Origin of the sequence: Streptosporangium sp. NPDC004379 (genome assembly GCF_042873875.1) — a bacterium.
Taxonomy (GTDB): domain Bacteria; phylum Actinomycetota; class Actinomycetes; order Streptosporangiales; family Streptosporangiaceae; genus Streptosporangium.
The window spans coordinates 152,885-178,045 of sequence record NZ_JBIAMC010000010.1; the positions used below are offsets into that span (position 1 = coordinate 152,885).

Annotated in this window: 24 protein-coding genes, 1 tRNA gene, 1 pseudogene and 2 riboswitches; of the genes and pseudogenes, 11 read left to right on the forward strand and 15 right to left on the reverse strand. The window is 72.4% G+C overall.

What is annotated here, in order from left to right:
- Positions 1 to 41 precede the first annotated feature (41 nt).
- Positions 42 to 1,232, reverse strand: a complete 1,191-nt coding sequence (locus ACFYSC_RS22530; RefSeq protein ID WP_389964828.1) for a sensor histidine kinase — start codon at positions 1,230 to 1,232, stop codon at positions 42 to 44.
- 375 nt (positions 1,233 to 1,607) lie between these two features.
- On the reverse strand, positions 1,608 to 3,968 hold the full coding sequence (locus ACFYSC_RS22535) for a M4 family metallopeptidase (RefSeq protein WP_389964831.1): 2,361 nt from the start codon (positions 3,966 to 3,968) through the stop codon (positions 1,608 to 1,610).
- 692 nt (positions 3,969 to 4,660) lie between these two features.
- On the opposite strand from ACFYSC_RS22535, the gene ACFYSC_RS22540 reads away from it, so the two are divergent.
- The gene (locus ACFYSC_RS22540; RefSeq protein WP_389964834.1) at positions 4,661 to 5,404 is read left to right on the forward strand and encodes an SAM-dependent methyltransferase; all 744 of its coding nucleotides are present in this window, start codon (positions 4,661 to 4,663) and stop codon (positions 5,402 to 5,404) included.
- Positions 5,405 to 5,406: 2 nt separating this feature from the next.
- On the opposite strand, the gene ACFYSC_RS22545 is transcribed toward ACFYSC_RS22540, so the two are convergent.
- The 4 genes and pseudogenes from ACFYSC_RS22545 to bcp all read right to left on the reverse strand — a co-directional run bounded on the left by ACFYSC_RS22545 (position 5,407) and on the right by bcp (position 6,697).
- On the reverse strand, positions 5,407 to 5,580 hold the full coding sequence (locus ACFYSC_RS22545; RefSeq protein WP_389964837.1) for a hypothetical protein: 174 nt from the start codon (positions 5,578 to 5,580) through the stop codon (positions 5,407 to 5,409).
- Between the two features lie 37 nt (positions 5,581 to 5,617).
- Positions 5,618 to 5,691: transfer RNA gene (locus tag ACFYSC_RS22550), tRNA-Leu, on the reverse strand.
- 30 nt (positions 5,692 to 5,721) lie between these two features.
- Positions 5,722 to 6,129, reverse strand: a pseudogene (locus tag ACFYSC_RS22555) (HNH endonuclease); the annotation flags it as partial.
- Between the two features lie 100 nt (positions 6,130 to 6,229).
- A complete protein-coding gene (bcp, locus tag ACFYSC_RS22560; RefSeq protein ID WP_389964840.1) occupies positions 6,230 to 6,697 on the reverse strand; it encodes a thioredoxin-dependent thiol peroxidase in 468 nt (155 codons plus the stop codon).
- Between the two features lie 111 nt (positions 6,698 to 6,808).
- On the opposite strand from bcp, the gene ACFYSC_RS22565 reads away from it, so the two are divergent.
- Positions 6,809 to 7,156 carry a DUF3618 domain-containing protein gene (locus tag ACFYSC_RS22565; protein WP_389964843.1) on the forward strand — a complete coding sequence of 116 codons (348 nt, stop codon included), beginning with the start codon at positions 6,809 to 6,811 and terminating at the stop codon, positions 7,154 to 7,156.
- Between the two features lie 196 nt (positions 7,157 to 7,352).
- Here ACFYSC_RS22565 and ACFYSC_RS22570 read toward each other — a convergent pair whose 3' ends face one another.
- Positions 7,353 to 8,546, reverse strand: a complete 1,194-nt coding sequence (locus ACFYSC_RS22570; RefSeq protein WP_389964846.1) for an amino acid deaminase/aldolase — start codon at positions 8,544 to 8,546, stop codon at positions 7,353 to 7,355.
- A 148-nt stretch (positions 8,547 to 8,694) separates the two neighbouring features.
- On the opposite strand from ACFYSC_RS22570, the gene ACFYSC_RS22575 reads away from it, so the two are divergent.
- Positions 8,695 to 9,315, forward strand: coding sequence for a DUF6286 domain-containing protein (locus tag ACFYSC_RS22575; protein WP_389964849.1), 621 nt, complete (start codon positions 8,695 to 8,697; stop codon positions 9,313 to 9,315).
- A 227-nt stretch (positions 9,316 to 9,542) separates the two neighbouring features.
- Here the strand turns inward: ACFYSC_RS22575 and ACFYSC_RS22580 are convergent, their stop codons facing one another.
- From ACFYSC_RS22580 to gcvT, 4 genes are all read right to left on the reverse strand, one after another.
- The gene (locus ACFYSC_RS22580) at positions 9,543 to 11,486 is read right to left on the reverse strand and encodes a hypothetical protein (protein ID WP_389964852.1); all 1,944 of its coding nucleotides are present in this window, start codon (positions 11,484 to 11,486) and stop codon (positions 9,543 to 9,545) included.
- A 210-nt stretch (positions 11,487 to 11,696) separates the two neighbouring features.
- Entirely contained in the window at positions 11,697 to 13,073 is a 1,377-nt protein-coding gene (locus ACFYSC_RS22585) for an L-serine ammonia-lyase (RefSeq protein ID WP_389964855.1), read from the reverse strand.
- 78 nt (positions 13,074 to 13,151) lie between these two features.
- Positions 13,152 to 13,541, reverse strand: coding sequence for a glycine cleavage system protein GcvH (gene gcvH, locus ACFYSC_RS22590; RefSeq protein WP_362930604.1), 390 nt, complete (start codon positions 13,539 to 13,541; stop codon positions 13,152 to 13,154).
- Positions 13,538 to 14,629, reverse strand: coding sequence for a glycine cleavage system aminomethyltransferase GcvT (gene gcvT / locus ACFYSC_RS22595; protein WP_389964858.1), 1,092 nt, complete (start codon positions 14,627 to 14,629; stop codon positions 13,538 to 13,540). The genes gcvH and gcvT overlap by 4 nt, the downstream gene beginning before the upstream one ends.
- Positions 14,630 to 14,662: 33 nt before the next feature.
- Positions 14,663 to 14,757: riboswitch (glycine riboswitch) on the reverse strand.
- Positions 14,758 to 14,856, reverse strand: a riboswitch (glycine riboswitch).
- 183 nt (positions 14,857 to 15,039) lie between these two features.
- On the opposite strand from gcvT, the gene ACFYSC_RS22600 reads away from it, so the two are divergent.
- The 4 genes from ACFYSC_RS22600 to ACFYSC_RS22615 all read left to right on the forward strand — a co-directional run bounded on the left by ACFYSC_RS22600 (position 15,040) and on the right by ACFYSC_RS22615 (position 17,563).
- Positions 15,040 to 16,017, forward strand: coding sequence for a hypothetical protein (locus ACFYSC_RS22600; RefSeq protein WP_389964861.1), 978 nt, complete (start codon positions 15,040 to 15,042; stop codon positions 16,015 to 16,017).
- A gap of 7 nt (positions 16,018 to 16,024) precedes the next feature.
- A complete protein-coding gene (locus ACFYSC_RS22605; RefSeq protein WP_389964864.1) occupies positions 16,025 to 16,360 on the forward strand; it encodes a hypothetical protein in 336 nt (111 codons plus the stop codon).
- A gap of 5 nt (positions 16,361 to 16,365) precedes the next feature.
- Positions 16,366 to 17,073 carry a nucleotidyl transferase AbiEii/AbiGii toxin family protein gene (locus tag ACFYSC_RS22610; RefSeq protein ID WP_362930612.1) on the forward strand — a complete coding sequence of 236 codons (708 nt, stop codon included), beginning with the start codon at positions 16,366 to 16,368 and terminating at the stop codon, positions 17,071 to 17,073.
- A gap of 289 nt (positions 17,074 to 17,362) precedes the next feature.
- Positions 17,363 to 17,563 carry a hypothetical protein gene (locus tag ACFYSC_RS22615; RefSeq protein WP_362930616.1) on the forward strand — a complete coding sequence of 67 codons (201 nt, stop codon included), beginning with the start codon at positions 17,363 to 17,365 and terminating at the stop codon, positions 17,561 to 17,563.
- A 91-nt stretch (positions 17,564 to 17,654) separates the two neighbouring features.
- Here ACFYSC_RS22615 and ACFYSC_RS22620 read toward each other — a convergent pair whose 3' ends face one another.
- On the reverse strand, positions 17,655 to 17,972 hold the full coding sequence (locus tag ACFYSC_RS22620; protein WP_389964868.1) for a hypothetical protein: 318 nt from the start codon (positions 17,970 to 17,972) through the stop codon (positions 17,655 to 17,657).
- 499 nt (positions 17,973 to 18,471) lie between these two features.
- Here ACFYSC_RS22620 and hutU point away from each other — a divergent pair, with 499 nt between their 5' ends.
- Positions 18,472 to 20,127, forward strand: coding sequence for a urocanate hydratase (gene hutU / locus ACFYSC_RS22625; RefSeq protein WP_389964871.1), 1,656 nt, complete (start codon positions 18,472 to 18,474; stop codon positions 20,125 to 20,127).
- 238 nt (positions 20,128 to 20,365) lie between these two features.
- A complete protein-coding gene (locus tag ACFYSC_RS22630) occupies positions 20,366 to 21,199 on the forward strand; it encodes a MurR/RpiR family transcriptional regulator (protein ID WP_389964874.1) in 834 nt (277 codons plus the stop codon).
- A 174-nt stretch (positions 21,200 to 21,373) separates the two neighbouring features.
- Here the strand turns inward: ACFYSC_RS22630 and ACFYSC_RS22635 are convergent, their stop codons facing one another.
- The 3 genes from ACFYSC_RS22635 to ACFYSC_RS22645 all read right to left on the reverse strand — a co-directional run bounded on the left by ACFYSC_RS22635 (position 21,374) and on the right by ACFYSC_RS22645 (position 23,925).
- Positions 21,374 to 22,123 (reverse strand): ABC transporter permease, encoded by a 750-nt coding sequence (locus ACFYSC_RS22635; protein WP_362930624.1) that lies wholly within the window; start codon positions 22,121 to 22,123, stop codon positions 21,374 to 21,376.
- Between the two features lie 125 nt (positions 22,124 to 22,248).
- Positions 22,249 to 23,208: an ATP-binding cassette domain-containing protein gene (locus tag ACFYSC_RS22640; RefSeq protein WP_389964878.1), complete on the reverse strand. Its 960-nt coding sequence runs from the start codon at positions 23,206 to 23,208 to the stop codon at positions 22,249 to 22,251.
- Between the two features lie 186 nt (positions 23,209 to 23,394).
- Complete coding sequence (locus ACFYSC_RS22645) at positions 23,395 to 23,925, reverse strand: PadR family transcriptional regulator (RefSeq protein ID WP_389964881.1); 531 nt, start codon at positions 23,923 to 23,925, stop codon at positions 23,395 to 23,397.
- Positions 23,926 to 23,963: 38 nt separating this feature from the next.
- Here ACFYSC_RS22645 and ACFYSC_RS22650 point away from each other — a divergent pair, with 38 nt between their 5' ends.
- On the forward strand, positions 23,964 to 24,293 hold the full coding sequence (locus ACFYSC_RS22650; protein ID WP_389964883.1) for a hypothetical protein: 330 nt from the start codon (positions 23,964 to 23,966) through the stop codon (positions 24,291 to 24,293).
- Between the two features lie 129 nt (positions 24,294 to 24,422).
- Positions 24,423 to 25,109, forward strand: a complete 687-nt coding sequence (locus tag ACFYSC_RS22655; RefSeq protein WP_389964886.1) for an SDR family oxidoreductase — start codon at positions 24,423 to 24,425, stop codon at positions 25,107 to 25,109.
- Positions 25,110 to 25,161: the final 52 nt, after the last annotated feature.

Consider the following 25,161-nt stretch of genomic DNA (forward strand, 5'->3'; position numbering starts at 1 on the left):
GACTCTCGTCCGACCCTCGATCAGCCTTTGCTCAGTTCTGCTCAACCGGCCGCGGGCTCGCCCACCGGCAGCCGCGCCGTCACCTGGAACCCGCCACCGGGCCGGGGCCGGGCGTCGACGCTCCCGCCGAACACCGCGGCCCGCTCCCGCATGCCGACCAGGCCGTGACCGTCCGGGCTGCGGGGGGCCGCGGCGCCGCGGCCGTCGTCGGTCACCCGCAGCAGCAGCTCGCGCGCGCCGTACTCCATCTCGACCATGGCCCGCGTGCCGGGACCGCCGTGTTTGAGGGTATTGGTCAGCGCCTCCTGGACGATCCGGTACACCGTCAGCTCCTCCCCCTCGGGAAGGGCCTGGCGGTCCCCGGCGATGCGCAGGTCCACCGGCAGGCCGGAGGAGCGTACCCGCGCCACCAGGTCGTCGAGCTGGGAGAGGCCGGGCTGCGGGGTGTACTCCTCGGTGGTGTCGTCGGCCCGCAGCACGCCGACCATCCTGCGCATCTCGGCCAGGGCCCGCCGTCCGGTGGCGGAGATCGTCCTCATCGCCTCGCGGGCCGTGTCGGGGTCGCCGCCGCCCAGCGCGTAGCCGGCGCCGTCGGCCTGGACGATCATCACGCTGACGTTGTGCGCGACCACGTCGTGGAGCTCGCGGGCGATCCTGGCCCGCTCGGCCGCGGCGGCCAGCCGGGCCTGCTGGTCGCGCTCGCGCTCGGCCCGCTCGGCCCGCTCCTCCAGCCCCTCCAGGTAGCGGCGGCGGGTGCTGGTGTAGATCCCGGTGATCCAGATGGCCATGACGAACACCGAGGCGCTGGCGAAGGGCTTGCCCTCGAACTCGCCGGGGAGCCGGACGAGGGCCAGGAAGATGCCCAGTTCGGAGGTGAGCAGCGCGCCGATCGCCCAGCGCGGCGCGCGGTACGCCGCCACGCCGTACATGGCGATGAGCACGGAGAGGTTGAAGAACAGCGGCTGCACGTCGGCGAGCCACTGGGCGAAGCTGACCAGCGAGACGGTCGCGAACACCGCCAGCGGGCGGCGCCGCATCCAGAACAGGGGCGCCACCAGCGCCGTCGCGAGCGCGAGGAACCCCCAGGAACCGAGGTCCCGGCCGAGCGGGCTGACGTTCCCGGAGCGGATCTGCTCCGCGTTGACGAGCGAGAGCAGCAGGAACGGCGTCAGCCACAGGAGGCCCACGACCGCCGGGTGCCGCCGGCTCCAGGAGTGCAGTCTGCCGAACACATCCCCACGATACGTACGGGCGGATCGGTCCCCTTCCGCCTCAGGGTGGAGCGCGGTGTACGACCCAGGTAGCACATTTTGTACGGCTTACGTGTGCTTTACCGCTCCTTGGGCATCATGGTGTCCGGGAGCGCCCTCCGGGGTGAGTAAAGGGAGACCGTTGGTGATGGCGGATCACAGCGCCGGGCCGCGCGATGGTGAGGACGCACCGCGCGGCCCGGCGTCTCGGGAGACGTCCGTCCGCCGGTCCGGCGACTCGGGAGAACCCGCCGGCCGGTGACGATGGGAGAGCGCGAAGCGGCCCCGGCCCCTGGGGAGGGGACCGGGGCCGTCGCGGTCACGTGACGGACGGGCCGCCACGCCGGAACCGCCGGATCAGGACTTGGTGATCTTCACGTCGTCGACACCGGCCTCGATGAGGCTCGCCGTCGAGGCGTCGGCCGTCTCGACCAGCAGGCGGACCGTCTGGCCCGCGTAGGACGACAGGTTCACCGTCGCCGTCTGCCAGGCCCCGGCCCGGTCGGAGGCCGCGCCCAGCTGCTGGAACACCACGGTGTTCGAGCTGCCGCTCACCACGCGGACCCGGAAGTAGTCGCTGCTGCTGGCGTTGTTCAGGTGCGCCAGGTACCAGGAGAACGTCAGCGTCAGCGTCCCGGACGGCAGCGCGATCTCCGGCGAGCGGACGCTCGTCAGGCCGCCGTCCACGTCGTAGTCGCCCGCCGCGGTGCCCGCCAGCCGGCCGGTGACCAGGTCGTTGGACCCGCTGACGGTGGTGCCGAGCTGCAGCGTCACACCCGAGGAGGTCGCCGCCGGGTCACCGCGCTCCCACTGCCCGGTGGTGGCGGTGTCGGTGCCGCCCGCGTTCACCGTCCAGCCCAGGTCGGTCTCGAAGGTGTCGCTGAAGACGACATTGCCCGACGTGCCGACCGTGAGGGTGAACGTGGCCGTGTGGTCCACGCTGGCGCCGTCACCGGTGACGATCACGTTGTAGGTGCCCGAGGCGGTGCCCGCCGGAACCGAGATCGTCATGGTGGAGGAGGCGCCCGAGGTCACCGACGCCGGGCTGAAGGACGCGGTCGCCCCGGACGGCAGGCCGGAGGCCGAGAACGTCACGCTCTGCGCGCTGCCCGAGGTGGTCTGCGTGCCGACCGTCGAGGTCGCCTGCTGGCCGGCCTGCACACTGGCCGAGGACGGGTTCAGCGTCATCGAGAAGTCGTTGCTCGTCGAGCCGCACGAGGCGGGCTCACCCGAGGCGGCCGGGACGTTGACGGCGTTCCACGCGGCCTTGGTCGCGTTGAACTCGGTGCAGGAACCCGGGAACAGCTGGATCGCCGCCTCCAGGCTCGCCTTGCGGACGAGCTGGTGGGTCCACGTCGAGGTCTTGCGGTTCAGCGCGCCCATGAAGATCTGGCCGGCCTTCTGGATGCCGACGCCGGTGACCGCCGTGCCGTTGCAGGTCGGGCTGACCGGCTGGCCGTTGGTCGGGTTGGACCCCATCGAGAGCAGGTAGAACCAGTGGTTCTGCACGCCCGCCCCGGCGTGGACCTCCAGGTTCGGCACCGAGGAGGAGTAGCAGTCGGGGTGGCCGGAGATCTGCGACGGCTTGTGCATGTAGCGGATCGGGCCGTTGCCGACGAGGTTGACCTCCTCGCCCACACTGAGGTCCGGCGGGTCGTACTGCGCGGGCTCGTTGGCGTAGAACTCCGTCAGCGCGCCGAAGACGTCACCGGTGGACTCGTTGAGCCCGCCCTTCTCGTTGCTGCCGGTCGAACCGCCCGGCGTGGTCTGGAAGATCGCGTGCCCGAACTCGTGGGCCACCACGTCGATCGGCGTCGCCTGGCGCTGGTTGTCCTGCGAGTGGCCGAAGTTGGTGTAGCTGCCGTTCCAGTAGGCGTTGACGTCGCTCAGGCCGACCCGCGCGGGGAAACCGCTGCCGCTGCCGTTGATGCCGTCGCGGCCGAGCCAGTTCTTGAGCATGTCCCATTCCTGGGCCACCGCGTACATGGCGTCCACGCACGCGGTCTCCAGGTTGGTGCCCGAGCCGTTGCCCCAGCTGTCGTCCGTACCGGTGTAGGCGGTGCCGCCCTGGCCGCCGCAGCGGATGCCCGGGCGGGCCGGGTCGGTCATGGAGTACGACGTCCCGGAGCCGGTGGTGCCGATGGTGACCGGGCCGTTGTAGTAACTCGACCCCGAGCCGTCCCTGACCTCGTCCGACTTCTCGGCGACCTCACCGGTCACCGCGTCGACGAAGACGTGCATCTTGCTCTCGCGGCCGCGGTCGGCGCCGGTCACCAGGACCTCGTAGGCCAGCCGGCCCCGTCCCTGGGCCATCACCGAGAGCTTCGGCGCGGCCACCTCGGCGGGGTCGCTGATCTGCGTCCGGGCGATCTCGGCGGCCTTCGCCGCGTCGATCTTCGGGGTGGTCGGGACGCTCAGCGGCTCGGTCTGGGCGACCGACGTGCTCAGCACGCCGCCGGCGGCGTTCGTCACGACCACGAAGTCGCCGCCGTAGACCGGCAGGCCGGCGTAGGTGCGCTGGTAGGCGATGTAGCTGAGCCCGTCCTTGGTGGCGAGAGCGCTGTGGCGCAGGAAACGGTCCTTGGGAGAGGCCCGCAGGATCGCCGGTTCTGACTCCACCAGGCGGTCGGCGGCCTGGGCGGGAGTGTCGGGGGAGGCGGCCGGCGGAGCCTGGGCGATCAGCCCGGCGGCTCCGGCGGACGGGGCGGACAGTGCCACGGCGAGGCTTGACGCCGAGGCAACGAGCGCAAACGCGACAGAGCGTTTCACGCGGGTGCTCCTTTGCTGAGCGGCGGCCACGGGATCTTTTTGGGGGGTTGTCCGTGGTCCGCCGTGGTGCACGGTGGCGAGTCCCGGAGCGCGTTCACGCACGCTGCGCGCCTGGCGATGGTGAACGGCGGAGGGGAGAGACTCGTCGGTAGCACTGGGGCTGAGAGGATTTGACCCTGTGGAGAGATCGCCGTCAATATCTTGGTCAAAAGAGGAAATTTCACGATTTGGTGACGGAAAGCGATTGCTGCACGGAGCCCCTGTTCACAGACTCCGTCCGTCGTTCACGACCGGGTTCCGGCGTTCACAATCCCCTCCGGCCGGCGCCCCGCGCGCGGCGCGCCGGCCGGATACGGCGGGCCGTCGAACCGGCGGCGTGCGACCGGAACCATTCGCCGGGCCGCCGGGCCGGCGGCCGGGCCGTTCCGGCGGGCGTCGGACCGGCGGCGTGCGGCCGGAGCCATTCGGCGGGCCGTCAGACCGGTGGCCGGTGGCCGGAGCCATTCGGCGGGCCGTCAGACCGGTGGCCGGTGGCCGGGCCGTTCCGGCGGGCCGCCGAACCGGTAACGGGTGGCGGAAACAATCCGGTGGACCGTTAAACCGGTGGCGGAGCGCCGGAACCGCCTGGCACCATCTGCCCGATGAACCGCGACCTGATCAGCCACATCGCCCATCTCGACCATCCCGTCGCAGCCCCCGTGAGCGAGACGAACCTCGACCGCCTCCTCCGCCGGCCGCGCCTCCCCGACGGAGCACGGATCCTCGACCTCGGCTGCGGAGAGGCCCGCTGGACGCTCCGGGCGCTGGAACTCCACCCGGGGACGATCGCCGACGGCGTGGACGTCTCCCCGAGCGCCCTGGCCTCCGCCGGAGAGGAGGCCGCCCGCCGCGGCCTCACCGAGCGGCTCCGCCTCCACGAGACACCCGCCGCCGAGTTCGGCGGCGCCGCTCCCTACGACCTCGTCCTGTGCGTCGGAGCCACCCACGCCTACGGCGGGCTGCGCCCCACCCTCGACGCCGTCCGCAGCCACCTGCGCCCCGGAGGGCTCGCCCTGGTGGGGGAAGGATTCTGGGAGACCTCGCCCACACCGGCCTTCCTGGACCGGTTCGGCGCCGAACCCGACGAGTACGCCGACCTCGCGGGCACCGTGACCCGGGCGGAGGACGCCGGATACGCCACCGTCTACGCCCACACCAGCGAACTCGCCGAATGGGACGACTACGAGTGGTCCTGGACCGGCACCCTCACGAACTGGGCCCTCGACAACCCCGGCCCCGACGGCGACGCCGCCCTGGCCGCCGCCCGCGACCACCGCGACATGTGGCTCAACGGCTACCGCGGCGTCCTGGGCTTCGTCACCCTCCTGCTGCGCCGTACCGGCTGAGGTCACGACCCGGGATACGGACGGGTGCCGGCGGCGCGTTCCTCCTCCAGGGTCGTCTCACGCAGCAGTCGCAGCGCCTCACGGATGACCGCGGACCTCGACTTCGCGCCCTTCTTCTCCCGGTAGTACTCGATGAAGAAAGCGTCCTGGGGCGAGACGGTCAGGGCGGTGTCCACGGATCTCAGAACCGCCGAGTTGTTTTCGATTCTTTTGTGGGGCCGACGGGATTCGAACCCGCTCTGTACAGTACCTAAAACTGCCGCCTCCTGCCGTTGGGCTACGGCCCCTTTATTTTTTCCCGCGAAATTCTCTGTCTGAGAATGGCAGTTCGGGCAGAGAAAACGCAAGTTGTTTATTCTGTTGTCGAGCCAGTCGCCGTTGATGTGATCGACGTGCAGGGTCAGGTTCCGGCCCTGCCAGACTCCCTCGATCTTACAGCCCTCGCAGCGGTAGGGTACGCCCACTTCCTGGAGCGCCCGACGCAGCATGGGAGGCTTGATCCTGTGGGATCCGGGCGGGAGCACACGAAGGATCTGATCTGACGACAGGCGCTGGCGCGAGCGGCCTCCCCGATGGTGAGCCTGGCCGAGGAAGTGGGACGTGTCGATGCCGAAGCGCTTCAGCTGGCGGCTGATGTGGGCGTGGTTGCCTCCGGCGACCGTCACGCCCAGGCGGCGGAGGACCTCGGTGACGCTGAGGGATTCCGCCGCCGCCTCGGCCAGCATTTCGGGGGTGTATTTGTATTTGATGGGCACGTGCCGAGGATGGGCGGCGTGACCGACAATTCTCGGGGCGCGATCAAATGGCGATAAAAGGGTGAAAAGGTTATTCGTCCACGCCCAGCTCCCGGCGGAGACGCGCCACGTGGCCGGTGGCCTTCACGTTGTAGAGAGCCTTTTCGATTTTGCCGTCGGCGTCGATGACGAAGGTGGAGCGCAGCACTCCGACGATGGTCTTGCCGTACATCGTCTTCTCGCCGTGCGCGCCGTACGCCTTGTGGACCTCCAGCTGCGGGTCCGACAGCAGCGGGAAGGTCAGCGCGTCGCGCTCGGCGAACTTCGCCAGCCTGGCGGGGGAGTCCTTCGACACCCCCAGTACGGCGAAGCCGGCGGCGGCCAGCGAGTCGAGGCTGTCGCGGAAGTCGCAGGCCTGCTTGGTGCAGCCCGGGGTCATCGCGGCGGGATAGAAGTACAGGATCACCCGCCTGCCACGCAGACCCTCCAGGGAGACGGTCGTGCCGTCGGCGGCGGGAAGGGCGAAGTCCGGGGCGGCGTCGCCGGGCTCGAGTTTCATGGTGTCCCTTCGTGGAATCGTTCCCGGGTCAACTTACCGGTCGGCCCGAAGTGTCGTCGGGGGGACGGACCTGACAGACTGATCGATGTCAAGGGCGAGGAGAGGAGAGCCATGGCGGACACCGATCCCATGGAGCTGGAGCGGCGCATCGCGCGGACCCGTGCCGAGTTGGCCCAGACGGTGGATGCCATCGCCGACCGGGTGAGCCCGAAGAACGTCGCGCGCCGGACGGTCGCCAAGGCCGAGTCGGACGCCAGGCGGTTCCTGGTCTCGGTGAGCGAGCGGGTCGGCGAGGCGGTCGGGCTGAACCCGCGGCCGGTGCGGCCGGGGGAGGAATCCGAGGACCTCTGGGCGGGGGAGCAGCCGGAACTGGCGGAGCTCGGGCCGATCCTGGTGGGTGTGGGCGCGGTGCTCGCGGTCAGCGCGGCGGTCCTGCTCTGGCGGCGGCGCCGCCGCTGACCGGGCGGCGGGCCGTACGGACGGCGTCGCCGGGGAAACAAGCCGCCGGGGAAACAAGGCGTCAGGGAAACAAGCCGCCGGGGAAGCAAGGTGCCGGAGAAGTGAGTCCACGGGGACGTGAGTTGCCGGGGACGTGAGGACGTGAGGCCCGCGGGTGTGAGCCCGCGGGCCGTGTGCGTCAGAGGGGCCGGGTGCGTCAGAGGAAGGTCCGGCCCTCACCGCGGTAGGTGGGAGCCTCCTCCACGATCTCCTCGCCGTCGACGAGGTGCAGGCTCGCGAAGCGCTCGGACAGCTCGCCGGCCTTGGCGTGGCGGAACCATACGCGGTCGCCGACGCGCAGCTCCTCGGCTGCCTGGCCGAGGAGGGGGGTCTGGACCTCCCCGGCGCCCTCGTCGGGGTCGTAGCGCAGGCCGCAGGGGAGGTAGGGCTGGGGGAGGCGGTCGGGGCCGGGGGCGCCGGAGGCGTGGTAGCCGCCTCCGAGGACGGTGACGACGCCGGCGGCGGGGCGGCGGACGACCGGGAGGGCGAACAGCGCGGCGGGCCGGCCGGTGAAGCCGCGGTAGAAGTCGAACAGGCGGGGGTGGAAGAAGCCCGATCCGGCGGCCACCTCGGTGACGGCCTTCTCGCGGGCGGTCTTCTCGATGCTGCCGGTGCCGCCGCCGTTGACGAACTCCAGGTCGGCGACCTGGCGGACGGCGTGGACGATGCGGCCCCGGCGGGAGACGAGCTCGCGTCGCGACCTGGCCTGCATCCACCGGATCGCCCGGGTGCGGGCGGCGCCGCCCGGCGGGGCGTCGCCGACCCCGGCGATCTGGGACTCGTAGGCCATCAGCCCGGCGAGGCGGAAGCCGGTCCGCTTGGCGATGCCGGCGGCCAGGTCGGCGGCCTGGCCGGCCTCGCGGACGGTGGAGCGGCGGGCGCCGACCCGGAGCCGGCCGCCGAACGCGACGAACCCCGCGTCGATGTCAAGGCAGACCCGGATCTCGTGGCGGTCGCGGACGCCGGCCACGGCCGACTCGACGAGGTCCAGGTGGTCGGGGTGGTCGACCATGATCGTGATCTCCCGGGCCGCGCGGCCGTCGGCGGCCAGTTCGGCGAGCGCGGCGCGGTCGGCCGTGGGGTAGGCCACGAGCACGTCCCGCAGTCCGGTGGAGACGAGCCAGAGGGCTTCGGGGAGGGTGAAGGCCATGATCCCGGCGAAGCCGTCCATGGCGAGGATCCGTTCGAGAACGGGGCGGGAGCGGATCGACTTGCTGGCGACCCTGATCGGCTTGCCGCCGGCCCGCCGGACCATGTTCTCCGCGTTGGAGCGCATGGCCGCCAGGTCGAGGACGGCGAACGGGGGGTCCAGGTGCGCGGTGACCCGGTCGTAGCGCTGGCGGTCGTCCATGACGGCAGGATAACCCGGCGCGGCCGAACATGAGCAGTATTCATGTCCATCGGGCGGCGGTAAAGTCTCCCGCCAGGGCGATCACAAGATCATGAAAATGGCAGGTCGCGGCCCGCACGGGAGCTTCCGGCCGGTTAAGCCTGGGGGCGTGACGAGTAGCCTTCAGGAGACCTCGGCGGGGCTCGGGGGGACGACGGCCGAGGAACAGCAGCACGCCGCGCGCCGCCGGGCGGTACGGCTGTTCCGCCCGGCGAGGAGCCCGGCCGGCGTGGTGGTCGCCCTGATGACGTCCACCGCGTTGTCGGCCGCCGCCGGGGTGACGGTCGGGATGGTCACGGACCACCCGCTGGGGCGGGTGCCGTACCGGAGGATCGCCACCGGGCCCGGCGCCGCCGCCTGGTCGGACCCCTCCGTGATCCTCGTCTCGGTGGGCGCGATCGTGGCCGGCGCCGTGCTGCTCACCCTCGCGCTGCTGCCGGGGCGCACCCGGCTGGTGCCGCTGGAGACCTCCGATCCGCGGCTGTACATCGGCCTGACCAGGAGCGGGCTGCGCCGTACGCTCCGGGCGGCGGCCGAGTCGGTGGACGAGGTGACCGGCGCGCGGGTACGCCTCGGCGCGCGGGACATCGAGATCACGGTCATCAGCGGCGCCGAGCGGACCGGCCCCCTGCTCCGCCAGGTCGGCACGGTGGTGGGCGACCGGCTGGCGGGCCTGGGCGCGATCTCCGAGGGGGAGATCGTGGTACGGCTCCGCAAGCGGGGACTCTAGATGTCCGGCGGACGGGAGCGGCGGATGGGCGGAGAGCGCGGATGAGGCCGTACCGGGGCAACCGCATCGGGCTCGCCGTCGTCGGGCTGGCGCTGGCCGCGGCCGGCCTCTACGGCTTCCTGCGCGGGGAGGGCAAGCTCCCCCGGCCGCGCGGGGAGCGCCTGCTGCCCCGCGGGCTGCCCGCCCGGGTGGCCGAGCATCCGTGGGCGGGGTGGGCGGCCGCGCTGCTACTGACGGCGCTGGCGCTGCTGTCGATCCTCTGGCTGATCCGGGCCGTGGGGCTGGGACGCCTGGGGAGCCGGAGCGGCAGCGCGACCGCCATGCTGGGGGTTGCGCTTAAAGAAATCGAAGGGCTCGCCCGGATCCGCGTCCGGTGGGTCAAATGCGACCGGCTGCGGATCTCGGTGACCTGCGGGCCGTCGTCGGACCTCGCGAAGCTCGTCGCGCGGCTGAACCGCGACGCGGTCGGCAAGGTGCGCCGGACGGTCGGAGACGACGATCTCGGGGCGGTCGTCCGGCTGCACGTCGGACGGCGCTGACCCGCCGGACCACGACCCGGCCGGTACGGCGGGCGTCGGCCGGTCCGCCCACGGATCCCGGTCTCCCAGGCTCGGGTAGGCATCGCGGGACGGGCTGAAGAACGTGCCGGGACGCGCGTCGGCCGCCGCGGCGACCGGGACCGGATGCACGAGCCGGTCGCTCCGCCCGGGCGCGGGGAAGGCCGGCACCTCCGGGCCGGACGCGCCCGGGGTCTCCTCATCCGCCGCACGAGGTCTCCTGGAGGTCCGGGAGAAGGCCAGCCCGGCCGCCAGGCAGGCGAACGGCAGGGCGGGCACCACGTACCGGTGGTCGAAGGCCGCGATGAACGGCGGCAGCGCCAGCAGCGTCGCGCCGGCCGCCCACGGCAGCAGCACGGCGCCGCCGAGCCGCCGGACGCGCGCCAGGACGCCGACCAGGCCGATCAGCACGATCGCGGCGATGAACGGGCCGCGCAGGTAGCCGTACCGCTGGTAGTCGCGGAGCAGCCCGGCGTACGGCTCGGCCAGCACGGGCCGGCCCGAGACGCCCTGGTAGGCGGCGGTGATCTGCTCGGCCGTCCGGCCCCGGGAGGCGGCGCCCTCCGGGAAGGGCCTGGCCGTCTCCGGGAAGACGTAGGCGCTCTGCGGGCCGGGGGCGGGGTAGACGCGGCGGTTCCAGTCGAAGATGTGGGCCACGTCGGCCAGTCCGGTGCGCAGGAAGTCGAGGGGCTGGGCCCTGATGGCCTGGGCGGCGAAGTCGCCGGCGAGCCGGTCGCGCTCTGCCCAGCTCCCCTCGATCTCGTTCAGCGGGGAGGAGCCGTCCCAGATGTACGCCGGTGGGGCCTTGCGCTCGCTCACCGGCTCGTCCGGGCACAGGACGGCCTCCGGACCGGCCGGTCTGATCTTCGGGCAGTCGGCGAAGGTGAGCGTGCGCGCGTACAGGAAGGCGTTGCCACGGGTCAGCCCGTAGGAACCGTACTCGGAGTGGAACCAGGCGGCGTAGGCGCCCAGGCCCAGCGCGGCGGCCACGGCGGTGGCGGTGACCGCCCGCCAGCCGGCCCGGCGGATCACCAGGCAGACGAGGACGACGGCGGTCAGCGGCAGGCCGATCGTCCGGGTGACGGTCGCCGCGGCCAGCAGCAGTCCGGCGAACAGGGCGGCCGGGACGCCCGGCCGCTCCCGCCGCAGCAGCAGCGTGACGGCCAGCACCGCGAGGAACTCCATCAGGGAGTCGGCCATGACGAGGTGTTCGAGCTGGACCTGGTGGACGTCCAGCAGGACCGGCAGGGCGGCGAGCGTGGCGCCCCAGCCGGGCAGGCCGCCGGGGCGGCGCAGCACGAGGTAGACGCAGACCGCCGTGGCCAGGCCGAGGAGGTGCTGGACGACGACGACGGCCGGCACGCTGGACAGGGGGTGCAGCAGCCACAGGAACAGCGAGTATCCCGAGGGCCGCGACTCCATGGGCCGCGGGTCGAGGCCGCCGTTGAGGTAGACGAAGGAGTCGGCCCAGAACCACAGGGCCGGGCGGTAGCCGAGCACGGCCAGGGCCCGCAGCGCGCCCCCGGCGAGCAGGGCGGCCAGGAAGACCCAGTGGGCGCCGAGAAGGCGGAGAAGGCGCGGGGAACGGCGGTCCGGACGTACTCCCGCTGACACCTTCCGACCTCCGGGTCCATCTCGGGTGGAAGGCTCCTGCGGCCGGAACCTCCGCGACGAGCCAACCAGCATAGGCCGCCCGGCGGAGATCAGGTGCGGAAAGGCGGCTTTTGCGCTGATTCTGCCGATTCTGATGATTCGATGGTCATGCGCCGGAGACCTTCCCGCACGGTGACCTGCGGAGACGTGCGCGCGGCCTGCGGTGGCGGCTCAGCACTCGATGACGTTCACCGCGAGGCCGCCGCGGCTGGTCTCCTTGTACTTGTCGAGCATGTCCCGGCCGGTGTCGCGCATCGTCTTGATCGCCTTGTCCAGCGGGACGAAGTGCCGGCCGTCGCCGCGCAGCGCGATCCGGGCGGCGGTGATCGCCTTGATCGAGGCCACCGCGTTGCGCTCGATGCACGGGATCTGCACCAGTCCGCCGATCGGATCGCAGGTCAGGCCGAGGTTGTGCTCGATGCCGATCTCGGCTGCGTTCTCCACCTGCTCCGGGGTGCCGCCCAGCGCCTCGGTGAGCCCGGCCGCGGCCATCGAGCAGGCCGACCCGACCTCGCCCTGGCAGCCGACCTCGGCGCCGGAGATGGAGGCGTTCTCCTTGAACAGCACGCCGATCGCCCCGGCGGTCAGCAGGAAGCGCACCACGCCGTCCTCGCCGGGCGTCGGCGTGAACCGGTGGTAGTAGGTGAGCACGGCCGGGATGATGCCCGCCGCGCCGTTCGTCGGGGCGGTGACGATCCGGCCGCCGGCCGCGTTCTCCTCGTTCACCGCCAGCGCGAACAACGTGACCCAGTCCATCGCCTGCAGCGGGTCCTGCCCGGACGACTCGCCGCTGAGCCGCCGGTGGAGCTGGTGGGCCCGGCGGCGGACCTTCAGCCCGCCGGGCAGCACGCCCTCCTTGTCGATGCCGCGCCGCACGCACTCGCTCATGACGCGCCACAGGTTCAGCAGGTCGTCGCGGATCTCCTGCGCGGAGCGGCCGAACGCCTTCTCGTTCTCCATCATCAGCCCGGAGATCGACAGGCCGGTCTCGGCGCAGTGCGCCAGCAGCTCGGCACCGGTCGTGAAGGGGTACGGCACCGCGGTGTCGTCGGGCTTGATCCGGTCGGCGCCGGTGGCGTTCTCGTCCACCACGAACCCGCCGCCCACCGAGTAGTAGACCTTCTCACGGAGCGGGTCACCCGACTCGGAGAAGGCGGTGAAGCGCATGCCGTTGGGGTGGTGCGGCAGCGAGATCTTCCGTTCGAAGACGAGGTCCTCGCCGATCACGAAGGGGATCTCGTGCGCGCCGTACAACCGGACGGTCCCGCTCTCGCGCATGGCGGCCAGCCGCTCGTCGACGGTGTCGACGTCCACCAGCTCGGGCTTCTCACCCGACAGGCCGAGCAGGACGGCCTTGTCACTGCCGTGGCCCTTGCCGGTCAGCCCGAGCGAGCCGTACAGGATCGCCTCGACCCTCGCGGTCTTCTCCAGCAGCCCGTCCTGGGCGAGGCCGCGGGCGAACCTGTGCGCCGCGGCCATCGGGCCCCCGGTGTGCGAACTGGACGGGCCGATACCGATCTTGAAGAGATCGAAGACGCTGATCGCCATTGATCTGGTCCTTGCTTGCGTCGCCGCGACCACGCGAGCCCCCATGGCCCGCATGGTCACGGCACTGTTGGGAGGAGGTCAGGACTCACCGGAGGTGAGCACGCCGTACTCCTCGGCGGACAGGAGGTCCTCGGGCCGGCCCTCCATACGGACGCGGAAGAGCCAGCCCTCGCCGTAGGGGTCGCTGTTGACCAGCGACGGGTCGTCCACGACCAGGTCGTTGACCTCGACGATCTCGCCGCCCACCGGGGCGAAGATGTCGCTCACCGACTTGGTGGACTCGACCTCGCCGACCGCGTCACCCGCGGCGACGGTGGAGCCGACCTCGGGGACCTGCACGTAGACCACGTCACCGAGCGACTCGGCGGCGTAGGCCGTGACGCCCACGGTGAGGGTCAGGCCGTCGTCGATGCCCGCGACCCACTCGTGCTCCTTGGTGTACTGCAGGTCATCGGGAATGCTGCTCACTTTTTCCTCCTGTAGAAAGGCAGGTCGACGACCTCGACCGCTTCATGGGTACCCCGGATGCTCACGGCCAGACCCTCGGAACGGTCACCGTCCACGTAGGCCATGGCGATGGGCCTGCCCAGGGTCTGGGACGGGGCTCCGCTGGTCACCTCGCCGACGACGGCGCCGTCACCGGCGACGACCACCGGGTAGCCGTGGCGGGGCACCCTGCGGCCGGTCGCGATCAGTCCGACCAGGCGGCGCGCGGGCGGGACGTCCCTGAGAGGCTCCAGGGCGGCCCGGCCGACGAAGTCGCCCGGTTTGTCAAACCTCACCACACGGCCGAGCCCGGCGTCGAACGGGGTCAGCCCGGACGTCAGCTCGTTGCCGTACAGCGGCATGCCCGCCTCCAGGCGGAGGGTGTCGCGGGCGGACAGGCCCGCGGGGATGAGACCGTGCGGGGCGCCCGCCTCGGTCAGCGCCGACCACAGCGCCTCGGCGTCACCGGCGGCGACGAACAGCTCGAAGCCGTCCTCGCCGGTGTAGCCGGTGCGGGCGATGAGCGCCCGGACCCCGGCGACGGTCGCGGGCAGGCCGGCGTAGTACCTCAGGCCGTCGAGGTCGGCGTCCGTGAGCCCGCCGAGGATGGCGCGCGAGTTCGGGCCCTGCACCGCGACCAGCGCGTACTCCTCGGAGCGGTCGTCCACCGCGGCGTCGAAGTCCTTGGCCCGATCGGTCAGCTCGGCGGCGACCCGGGGGTAGTTGGACGCGTTGGCGACGACCATGAACTCGTCGGCGGCCAGGCGGTAGACGATCAGGTCGTCCAGCACGCCGCCGTCCGGCGAGACGATCATGGTGTAGCGGGCGCGGCCCGGCTCCAGCGCCGACAGGTGGCCGACCAGCGCGTAGTCGAGGGCCTCACCCGCCTGCGGGCCGGTCACGAAGATCTCACCCATGTGGGAGAGGTCGAACAGGCCCGCCGCCTGGCGGACAGCGTTGTGCTCGGCGGACTCGCTGCCGTAACGCAGCGGCATCAGCCACCCCGCGAAGTCGGTCAGGGTGGCGCCGAGAGCCTCGTGGACACCGCGCAGCGGCGTGGGTCGTGACATGTTCGCACCTCAGGCAGGGGACGGATGAGAGCATCCTCCCCCTCTGTCATCGTTGCCTGAGAGCTTCGCCCGATTTTTGCCGGACTTTCACCTTCGGCGAGGCCGTACGGCCTGCTTTCCAGAGGTCACCTACCCGCACGGTCCTTTGCCTTGAGAGGTTCGCGGGGAGGGCTTGCTCCTTCAGGGGTCCTGGCCTGGATGTCAGGACTCTCTCCCGCACGGGTTCATCGGTGCCGTGGCCAGCCTAACCGGCGGCACCCGCCGAGCGAAATCCCTCACGGGGACTCACCGGGAACTCACCGGGGACTCACGGGGGCTCGCGGGGGACTCGCGGGGAAACGTCCGTCTCCGCCCGGCCGTACGGCGGGGCGGCCGTGTCGCATGGGTTCCTTGCATAATCTGATGAATCGATGGACGACTTCTTCCGCGAGAGGATCCTTGAGACGGGACGGCTGCCGCTGTTCTGCTTCTTCGTCGCGCTGATCGCCGCGTTCGTGCTGACCAGGATCAACGTCCGGCTGATCCGGGCGAAGATCGGCTGGTTCGGGAACGTCAGCGTCGGTGACATGCACATCCACCACGTGGTGTTCGGCGTGGTGCTGACCCTGCTGGGCGGGGTGGCGGGGCTGGTCGTCTCGGGCCTCTCCCAGGGCTGGTACGCCGTGACGGCCGCCGTGTTCGGGGCGGGGGCCGCCCTGATACTGGACGAGTTCGCGCTGATCCTGCACCTTCGCGACGTCTACTGGGAGGAGGAGGGGCGGGCGTCGGTGGACGCGGTGTTCACCGCGATCGCGATCACCGGCCTGCTCCTCACCGGTCTGCGCCCGCTGGTCTGGGAGAACTCCGACGGCACGCCGCGTGGGGCGTGGCTCACCGCCGGCGTCATCGTGGCGAACCTCGCGCTGGCCGTGGTCACCCTCCTCAAGGGGAAGATCTGGACCGGCCTGGCCGGTCTGTTCCTGCCGCCGCTGCTGATCGTGGGCGCGTTACGGCTGGCCCGTCCGGGCTCGCCGTGGGCGCACTGGTTCATGGCGCCCGGCTCCCGGCGGCCCCGGCCCCGGAAGATGGCCACGGCGGTGCACCGGGAGAGGCGCTGGCGGCGACCGGTCATCCAGGTGAAGATCGCCTTCCAGGAGTTCGTCTCCGGCCGGCACGACCTGCCCTCCACCCGCCGCCTAGTCAGGCTCCAGGAGCGCCACGAGCACCCTGCGGGTCAGGAGCGCGTCACGGGCCGGGAACGTGCCACGGGCCGGGGACACCACGAGGGCGCCGCGGGCCGGGACGGCCGCGAGCAGAGCCGGGACGACCGCGGGCACACCACGGGCCGGGGACGCCATGAGGGCGCCGCGGGCCGGGACGGCCGTGAGCACACCGCGAGCCGGGAGTGACCCGGCCGTGAGCGGACTTCCGTCCCGCTGGGAGGGCGTGGCGCACCGGGTGCCCGACTCCCTCGCCGACCTGCGCGGCCCCGCCACCGGGGTGGTCAGCCTGCCCGTCCACCTGGCCTGGTCGGGCCTGACCGAGTTCGACCTGGGGAACCGGCTGCTGCGGATGAGCCTTTACCGGACGGTCATCACCGGCGGCGGGCGCGAGGACGCCGAGGCGTACCTCAACGCCGAGATCCTCCTCGCCGACTGGCCCCTGCTGCGCCGTGGCCTCGGGCCGAGTTACCGCGGAGCCTGGGAGGGCAAGATCTCCGCGTTGGGACGAGCGCGAGCCAGGTGGGAGTGAGCAGGGTGGACGCGATACGACTGCCCCCGTTGCAGGAACGGATGCTCCAGGCCGTCCTGCCGGTCTGCGACCGGTTCGGCCTCGTGCTGGCCGGCGGCTACGCCATGAACGCCCACGGCCTCACCGAACGCCCGAGCAACGACCTCGACTTCGCGACCGCCGCCGAGACGCCGCTGCCCGAGGTGGCCGGCGCGGTCGCCGACACGTTCCGGGAGGCCGGGCTGGACGCCACCGTGGTGGAGTCCGGGCCCCGGATGGCGCGGCTGGTGGTGAGCGACCCGGTGACCGAGCAGAGCTGCGAGTTCGACCTGCTCAGGGAGGCGCTCCAGCGCGGGCCCGTGGTCGTCGGCGACGTGTCCGTGGTCTCCCTGGACGACGCGGTCGGCCTGAAGATGCGGGCCCTGCACGAGCGCAGCCTCGCCCGCGACGTCATCGACGTCGTCTCGGTCTCCCACCTGTACGGCTTCCGCGACCTGGAGGGCCTCGCCCGCCTGCACAACGAGGAGTTCTCGCTCGCCGAGCTGGTGATGCGCCTGGAGTTCGTCGAGCTGATCGCCGACGAGGACTTCGAGGCCTATGGCCTGACCGCGGAGGAGACCGCCGCGATCCGCCGGTACTGCGCCGCCTGGGTGGAGGACGTCAAGCTCCGCCGCCCGGAGGACGGCGACGCCGAGTACGGCGCCGAGTCGGCCGACCTCCCCGACATCGGCTGATCCTCGGGGAGGCCGTCCGGCGTCGGACGGCCGAACATGTGGATCTCCGCCGCGAAAGTCTCGCCCGTGCGCGACCTGGTGTGCAAGGGGCGCCGGACGGCGGTCCTCGACGCCCGAAGCGGTCCGCCGCCCGCCGCCTGCCGCCTGCCCTCCGTCGCCCGTCGCCCGCCGTGCCAGAGCCGGGCGGCGGACCGCTTCAGTGCCGGCACGGGCCGATTCGTGGTCCGGCAGGCATATCCGGCCGCTCCCCGGGAAGCTGAAGGGCCTGCCTGCCGAAGGAGTGTGGATCGTGGGTCTGGTCGAGAAGCTCAATCTGCGTGAGATGAAGGCGAAGGCCAAGCGGAAGCTCGGCGGCCGGGTCGGCGACCGGCGGCTCGCCGCCGAGGGGCGGACCGAGGAGGCCGAGGCCAGGCTCCTCAAGACCCAGGACGAGATCCTGGACACCGTGGCCGAGATGCGCAGGGAGTACGGCGCCGCCCGCCGCGGCTGACACCCGCCTCCGCCCGGCGGCGCCGGGCGCCGGCGCTCCGCGGCCCGTGCTCCCCCTCCGGGCCGTGGAGCGCCGGCGCCCTGCGCCGCCGTCAGTCCAGGCTCTGCACCTGGTAGCGGGGCCCGAGCTCGGAGTGCCAGGGGTCGGTGGCGGCGACGACCAGGCCGGGCCCTCCGATGAGCTCCGCCAGCACCTCCTCGACGCGCCCGGGGTCCAACCCCGTCACCCGTGCGATCTCCGCCACGTGTCCCGGTCCGCCGGAGCTCTCCAGCTCCGAGACCGCCCTGAAGACCGCGGCCTGTTCCGCGGTCAGGTTCGCGTCGGCGGACGGGCCGATGTCCGCCGCGTCACCCGACACCCCTGTCATGTCCGAACCGCCGGGCAGGTTCACATCGTCCGCGTCCTTCATGCCGGTCCCCCTCCTGGCGCTTTCCGGTACTCGGCGGGCCCCCTGACCGTCACCATCCCCTCGGGTGACCGCCTCAAGCCTTCGGCGGGGATTGCGGAAAATCTGCGTAGCGGGTGGCGAGATACTTCGGAAGACCCGGCTTCCCGCTGATTCGCCGCTCCGGAAAGCGGGCACCTGGCCTGTGCGGAGCCTCTTCTTCGCAATTCGGAGCGTCCCGTGGGCGCTCCCCGGCTCACTCCTCTTCGCCCAGTCCGTGCGGGACTAGGGTCAGGGCGGGGGCCGGAGGACGGCCGGAAACGGAGGGCGTCCCGGCGGCGGCCGGGACGCCCTCCCGCACCGGGCCCCGCACACACCCTCCCGGGCGGGCCCCGCACACGGCCTCGCACATCGGGTCTCCCGGACCGGGTCTCCCGGACCGGACCTGCCGCGCCGGGTTGACCCGTGGCCTCCGGGTGACAAATATGAATGCATTCATTCATGACGATGAGGAGGCTCGGTCATGACCGGCAGCCGGACCGTGCGCGCCCCACGCGGCACCACGCTCACCGCCAGGGGATGGCCGCAGGAGGCGGCGCTCCGCATGATCCAGAACAATCTGGACCCGGAGGTGGCCGAGCATCCCGAGCAGCTCGTCGTCTACGGCGGTTCGGGGCGGGCCGCGCGCGACTGGCGCTCCTTCGACGCGATCGTCCGCACCCTGACCACGTTGGAGGGTGACGAGACGCTGCTGGTGCAGTCCGGCCGCCCGGTCGGGGTGTTCCGCACCCACGAGTGGGCGCCTCGGGTCCTCATCGCCAACTCCAACCTGGTGCCCGACTGGGCGAACTGGGAGGAGTTCCGCCGCCTGGAGGCCGCGGGCCTGACCATGTACGGGCAGATGACGGCCGGCTCCTGGATCTACATCGGCACCCAGGGCATCCTGCAGGGCACCTACGAGACCTTCGCCGCCGTCGCCGCCAAGCGGTTCGGCGGCTCGCTCGCCGGGACGATCACGCTGACCGCCGGGCTCGGCGGTATGGGCGGCGCCCAGCCGCTGGCCGTGACGATGAACGGCGGCGTGGTGATCTGCGTCGACTGCGACCCCCGGTCCATCGACCGCCGCATCGAGCACCGCTACCTGGACGTCCGCGCCGCCGACCTCGACGAGGCGCTGCGCCTGGCCTACGACGCCCGCGACCGGCGCGAGCCGCTCAGCATCGGGGTCGAGGCCAATGCCGCCGACGCCTTCCCCGAGCTGCTGCGCCGAGGCGCCGAGATCGACGTCGTCACCGACCAGACGTCGGCGCACGACCCGCTGATGTACCTGCCGTCCGGCATGGCCTTCGAGGACATGGCCGCCGAGCGCGACAAGGACCCGGCAGGCTTCACCCGCAGGGCCCGCGAGTCCATGGCCCGGCACGTCGAGGCCATGGTCGGCTTCCAGGACGCCGGCGCCGAGGTCTTCGACTACGGCAACTCCATCCGGGGCGAGGCGAAGCTGGCCGGCTTCGAGCGTGCCTTCGACTTCCCCGGCTTCGTGCCCGCCTACATCCGGCCGCTGTTCTGCGAGGGCAGAGGCCCGTTCCGCTGGGCCGCGCTGTCGGGGAACCCCGCCGACATCGCCAGGACCGACCGGGCGATCCTGGACCTGTTCCCCGACAACGAGCCGCTGGCCCGCTGGATCAGGATGGCCGGGGAGAGGGTCCACTTCCAGGGGCTGCCCGCCCGGATCTGCTGGCTCGGGTACGGCGAGCGTCACCTGGCCGGGGAGCGGTTCAACGACATGGTGGCCTCGGGGGAGATCGAGGCGCCGCTGGTCATCGGCCGCGACCACCTCGACTGCGGGTCGGTGGCGTCGCCGTACCGGGAGACCGAGGGCATGGCGGACGGCTCCGACGCGATCGCCGACTGGCCGCTGCTGAACGCCATGCTCAACGTCGCCTCCGGCGCCGCATGGGTCTCCATCCACCACGGCGGCGGCGTCGGCATCGGCCGGTCGATCCACGCCGGTCAGGTCACCGTCGCCGACGGCACCCGGCTCGGCGCGGAGAAGCTGAACCGGGTCCTGACCAACGACCCCGGGACCGGCGTGATGCGCCACGTCGACGCCGGCTACGACGAGGCCGTCACGGTGGCGGAGGAGCGCGGCGTCCGCGTCCCGATGCGCGAGTCCTGACCGGCCTGCGGGCCCGAGGGCCCGCGCCGGAACACGGGCGGGCCCGCCTGGCAGCCGGGCCCGTCCGACGGCCGGGCCCGCCGGAGAACCGGGCCCGCCGGCCAGGGCGCGTACGGGTCCCGTCCGGGCGGGTACGCGCCGGTCGTGCGGCGGTCACGTGCCGGACGCGCGGTGGACGCACACCGGATGCGCGGCGGGTGCGGGAATGCCCGTGCGCGGCCCGGCGGTTGGAGGGGACGTGGGGCACGGACTCGATCGACTTCTTGAAGGCCGGCGGCTGTCGCCCGTGCAGCGGCGGATCGCCCGTTACCTCGGCGACCACCTGGACGAGGCGATCTTCCTGTCCAGCGTGGAACTGGCCGACCGGGCCGGGGTGAGCCAGCCGTCGGTCACCAGGTTCGCCGTCGGGCTCGGCTTCGCCGGGTATCCCGAGCTGCGGCAGGCGCTGCGGCCCCTCGTGGTGGGCGACCGGGTCCCGCCGCGCGCCGGCGACCCGCGGAACGCCAACGATCTGCAGACCGCCATCGACGTCGAGATCGGCAACCTGCGCGGCGTGCGCGAGGGCCTGGCCGACCCGTCGCCGGTCGCCGAGCTGGGCGCCGCGCTCGCCGGGTGCGAGCCGCTGCCCGTGCTGGGGCTGCGCGTCTCCAGCGGGCTGGCCACCACGTTCGCCTACTTCGCCCGCCGCATCCACCCCGACGTCCGCCTGATGGTCCACGGCGGCTCCGAGCTGGCCGACGGCCTGCACGCCGCGCGCCGGGCCGGGGCGGGCTGGCTGGTCGCGGTGGTCCTGCCCCGCTACCCCGCCGAGGCGGTCGCCGCCCTGAACCAGGCACGCGAGCTGGGCCTGCGGACCGCGGTGATCACCGACCGGCGCGACGTGCCGTTCGAGGCCGACGTCCTGCTGGACGCGCCGGTCGGCGAGCGGCTGGTGTTCGACTCGCACGCGGCACCGCTCGCCCTGGCCATGGTGCTGGTGGAGGCCATGGCCGACGCCGCGCCGCTGCGCACCCAGGCCCGCCTGGAGGAGTACGAGCGGATGACCGACCAGGGCGGGGTCTTCGTCGAGTGACGGCCCCACGGCCTCCCAGACCCCGGCCCGTCGCCCGGCCCCACCACCTCCCCGGCTCCACCACCTCCCCGGCCCCGCCACCTCCCCGGCCCCGCCACCGGGAGGCGGGAGCCGGGGTCGCGGGAGGACCGGGGAGCGGGCGGGCGCCGGGGCCGGGGGAGCGGGCTGCGCGGGTCAGCCGGCCAGCTTGCGCAGCGAGCGGACCGACCAGGTCAGGGTGAGGACGCCCAGGACCAGGAACAGCGCGAAGGCGGTCGGGATCGTGCCGCTGGAGAAGTCCCCCGCGAACAGCGCCCGGCCCGCCTCGACCGCGTAGTACAGCGGGTTGAACTTCGCGGCCGCCTGCATCCAGTCCGGGCCGAGGGAGATCGGCAGCATCAGGCCGGACAGCAGCATCAGCGGCAGGAGGAAGAACTGCACGATCTGCGACATGCCGTTCTCGTCGCGGATCGACAGCGCCAGGCCGTACGACAGGTTCGCGGCGAACAGACCGGTGACGGCCATGAGCAGCAGCATGAGGCCCATCGCGGCCAGGGAGATCCGCAGGCCCATCAGCGCGGCCACGCCGAGGACCAGGAGCGACTGCAGGACCAGCATGATCATGTCCTTGGCGACCCTGCCGAGGACGATCGAGGGCCGCCACGCCCGGCTGACCGCCAGCCGCTCCAGCACCCCGTTGCGGGTCTCGTTGATCATGCCGAACCCGGTGAACATCGAGCCGAACAGGGCGATCATCACCAGGGCGGCGGGGGTGAACACGACCAGGGCCTCGGACAGCGTCCCGCCCGGGGTCAGTTTGGTCAGCAGCGGGGCGAACAGCAGCAGGTAGAGGACGGGCTGCATGATGCCGAGCAGGGGCCAGGCGGGGTTGCGGCGGAGGTTGCCGAGTTCGTAGCCCAGAAAGAGCATGGTGTGCCGGAGCATCGGGGGGTTCCTTCTTCGGTCGGGGGTCGGAGGCCGCACGGCCGGGCGGCGGGTGCCGGGTGGCGTCGTGCGGTGACGGCCGGGCGGCGGGTGGCGTCGCGCAGGGAACGGCCGGGCGGCGGGTGTCAGGCGGCGTCGCGCAGGGAGCGGCCGGTGTGCTTGAGGAAGACGTCGTCGAGCGTGGCCCGGTCGAGGGAGATGGAGCCGATCGTCACGCCTCCGGACTCCAGGGCGCGCAGCAGCGCGGGCAGGCTGTGCTCGCCGTCGTCGAGGTAGGCGCGCAGGACCTCCCCCTCCAGACGCGTCTCGGCGATGTACGGCTGCGCGGCCAGCAGTTCCCGGGCCGCGGCCGGGTCGCCGGTCCGCAGGGTGACGACGTCGCCCGCGACCTCCTTCTTCAGCCCGGCGGGGGTGCCCTCGGCGACGATCCGGCCGTGGTCGATGATGACCAGCCGGTCGCACAGCGCGTCGGCCTCGTCGAGGTAGTGGGTGGTCAGCAGCACGCTGGTGCCCGCGTCGCGCAGGGCGCGGATCTCGTCCCACAGGTTAGCGCGGTTCTGCGGGTCCAGTCCGGTGGTGGGCTCGTCCAGGAAGACCAGCGGCGGCCGGTTGACCAGGCCGATGGCCAGGGCGAAGCGGCGCTTCTGCCCGCCGGAGAGGGTCCGCGCCGGGCGGTTCGCGACCTCGGTCAGACTGAAGGTCTCCAGCAGTTCGCCGGCGCGGGCCAGCGCGTCCCTGCGGGAGGCCCCCGCGAGGCGGGCGGCCAGCACCAGGCTCTCCAGGCCGGGGGCGTTGTCGTCCACGCCGCCGGCCTGGCTGACGTAGCCGATCCGCTCGCGGACCTTGGCCGCCTCGGTGACCACGTCGTGTCCGGCGACCCGGGCGGTCCCGGCGGTGGGGACGGTGAAGGTGGCGAGCATCCGGACCGTGGTGGTCTTGCCCGCGCCGTTGGGGCCGAGCGCGGCGAAGATCTCGCCCTCGCCGACGCTCAGGTCGATGCCCCGGACGGCCTCCACCTCCTCGGCCTTGCCGCGCCCGCGCCGGGCGGTGAAGGTCTTGCGCAGCCCCTGCGCCTCAATGATCATGATTCTCCGTTCGGGGATGGGGGGTCGTGCGGTGCTCCGGGGTGTTCGCCGGAGAAGAGTGGCGAACGCAGGGACGTGCCCTTCCGGAGGGCGTGGCTGGAAGGTCCGGAAGGCGCGCCAGGACGTTTCACGGCGCGTCCCAAGAAGAGGGTGAACCCTCCGGTGGGGTGAGGCTCAACCGGTTTTTCAGGGCAACTCGCCGTTCCTGACCTTCTCGGCGGCCTCCTCCACCCAGGTGAGCTGGGCCTGGAGCTGGAGGAGGTTCAGCCGCAGGCACTCGTCGATGTGCGGGGGAGCGCCGTAGGCCTGCTTGCCGCCCATCGCCCGCCGGACCATCTCGACGGAGAACCGGAGCTGGGCGGCCCTGGCGTCCAGCGCCGAGGTCAGTTCGGCCGGCGCCAGCCGGTCCATGAAGGTGAGCGCCACCTGGAACGGGTCGACGATCGGCTTGATCTCCCACCAGTTCGACAGCAGCAGGCGGTTGAACTCCTCCCGGCCGGTCTCGGTGATCGCGTAGACGGTCCTGCCGCCCCTGCCCTCCTCCGCCCGCTCCAGCAGGCCCTCGTCGGCCATCTTGGCCAGCCCGTGGTAGATCGAGCCGTAGGCCACGTTGGCCCAGTGGTGGGTGCCCATGACTTCGAGGCGGCGCCGTACCTCGTAGCCGTGGAGCGGGCCGTCGAGCAGCACGCCGAGCAGGAGAACGCGGGTGGAGGACATATACAAGTTTGTATTCAAGTTTGTATATGGTGTCAACCGTGAGAGAGATCAGACGCGACGACGACGGCGCCCTCCTGGGCTACCTGCGGCAGAACGGCGACGGCTGGGAGCCGCTGACCGTGTTCGGCTACCCCCTCGGCGAGACCGGGTCCGAGGACCAGGCCGACGAGGAGGTCCGGCGGTCCGGGCTGGAGGTGCTCATGGGGCACTGGGAGCTCCTGCGGGACGGCGAGTGGTACCGCTGCGTCATCCTGGAGGCCGCCGCCGGGGAGGTCCGGGTCCGCCCGGACGACCACCGCTACCCGCACGACGAGTACGCCCTGACCCTGGAGCGGCCCGGCCCCGCGACCTTCCGCCCGTACCGGTAGCCGTGCCGGTGGCACCCCGGCGGTGAGCCGGTGGCGACCCGGTGGCGGCCCGCGGACGGGCGGTGACCTGGGCGGCGCCGCCCGGAGGGGGTGACGGCGGGCCGGCGGGCCCGGAGTAACGTGGCCCGCATGTCCGCACGACCGACCGCACTGGTCACAGGAGCCTCCCGGGGAGTCGGGGCCGCCGTCGCCCGTGCCCTCGCCCCCACCCACGATCTGCTGCTCGGCGGCCGCGACGCCGAGGCGCTCGGCAAGCTGTGCGCCGAGCTGCCCGGCGCGCGGCCCTGGCCGGTGGAGCTCACCGCCGTCACCGAGGCCGACGTCGCCGGGATCGACCGGCTCGACGTGCTGGTGCACAGCGCGGGCGTGGTGACGCTGGGCCGGATCGAGGAGACGCCCGCCGAGGTGTGGCGCCGCACGATGGAGGTCAACGTCGTCGCGGTGGCCGAGCTGACCCGGCTGCTGCTGCCCGCGCTGCGCGCCGCCCACGGCCAGGTGGTGGCGATCAACTCGGGGTCCGGGCTGAACGCCAACCCCACCTGGGGGTCCTACGCCGCCAGCAAGTTCGCGCTGCGCGCCTTCGCCGACGTGCTCCGGCAGGAGGAGCCCGCCCTGCGGGTGACCACCGTCTACCCCGGGCGCATCGACACCGAGATGCAGCGCGGGGTCCGGGCCCAGGAGAACGGGGCCTACGAGCCGGAGAGATACCTGACGCCGGAGTCGGTGGCCCGCGCGGTGCTGGCGGCGGTGACCGCCTCGCCCGACGCGCACCTCACCGACATCACCCTCCGCCCGGCGGTCCGCCCCGTCGCCTGACGCCTCGCGAGCCGCCTGGGGAGATCGGGCCGCCCGGGGGAGATGAGGGCTC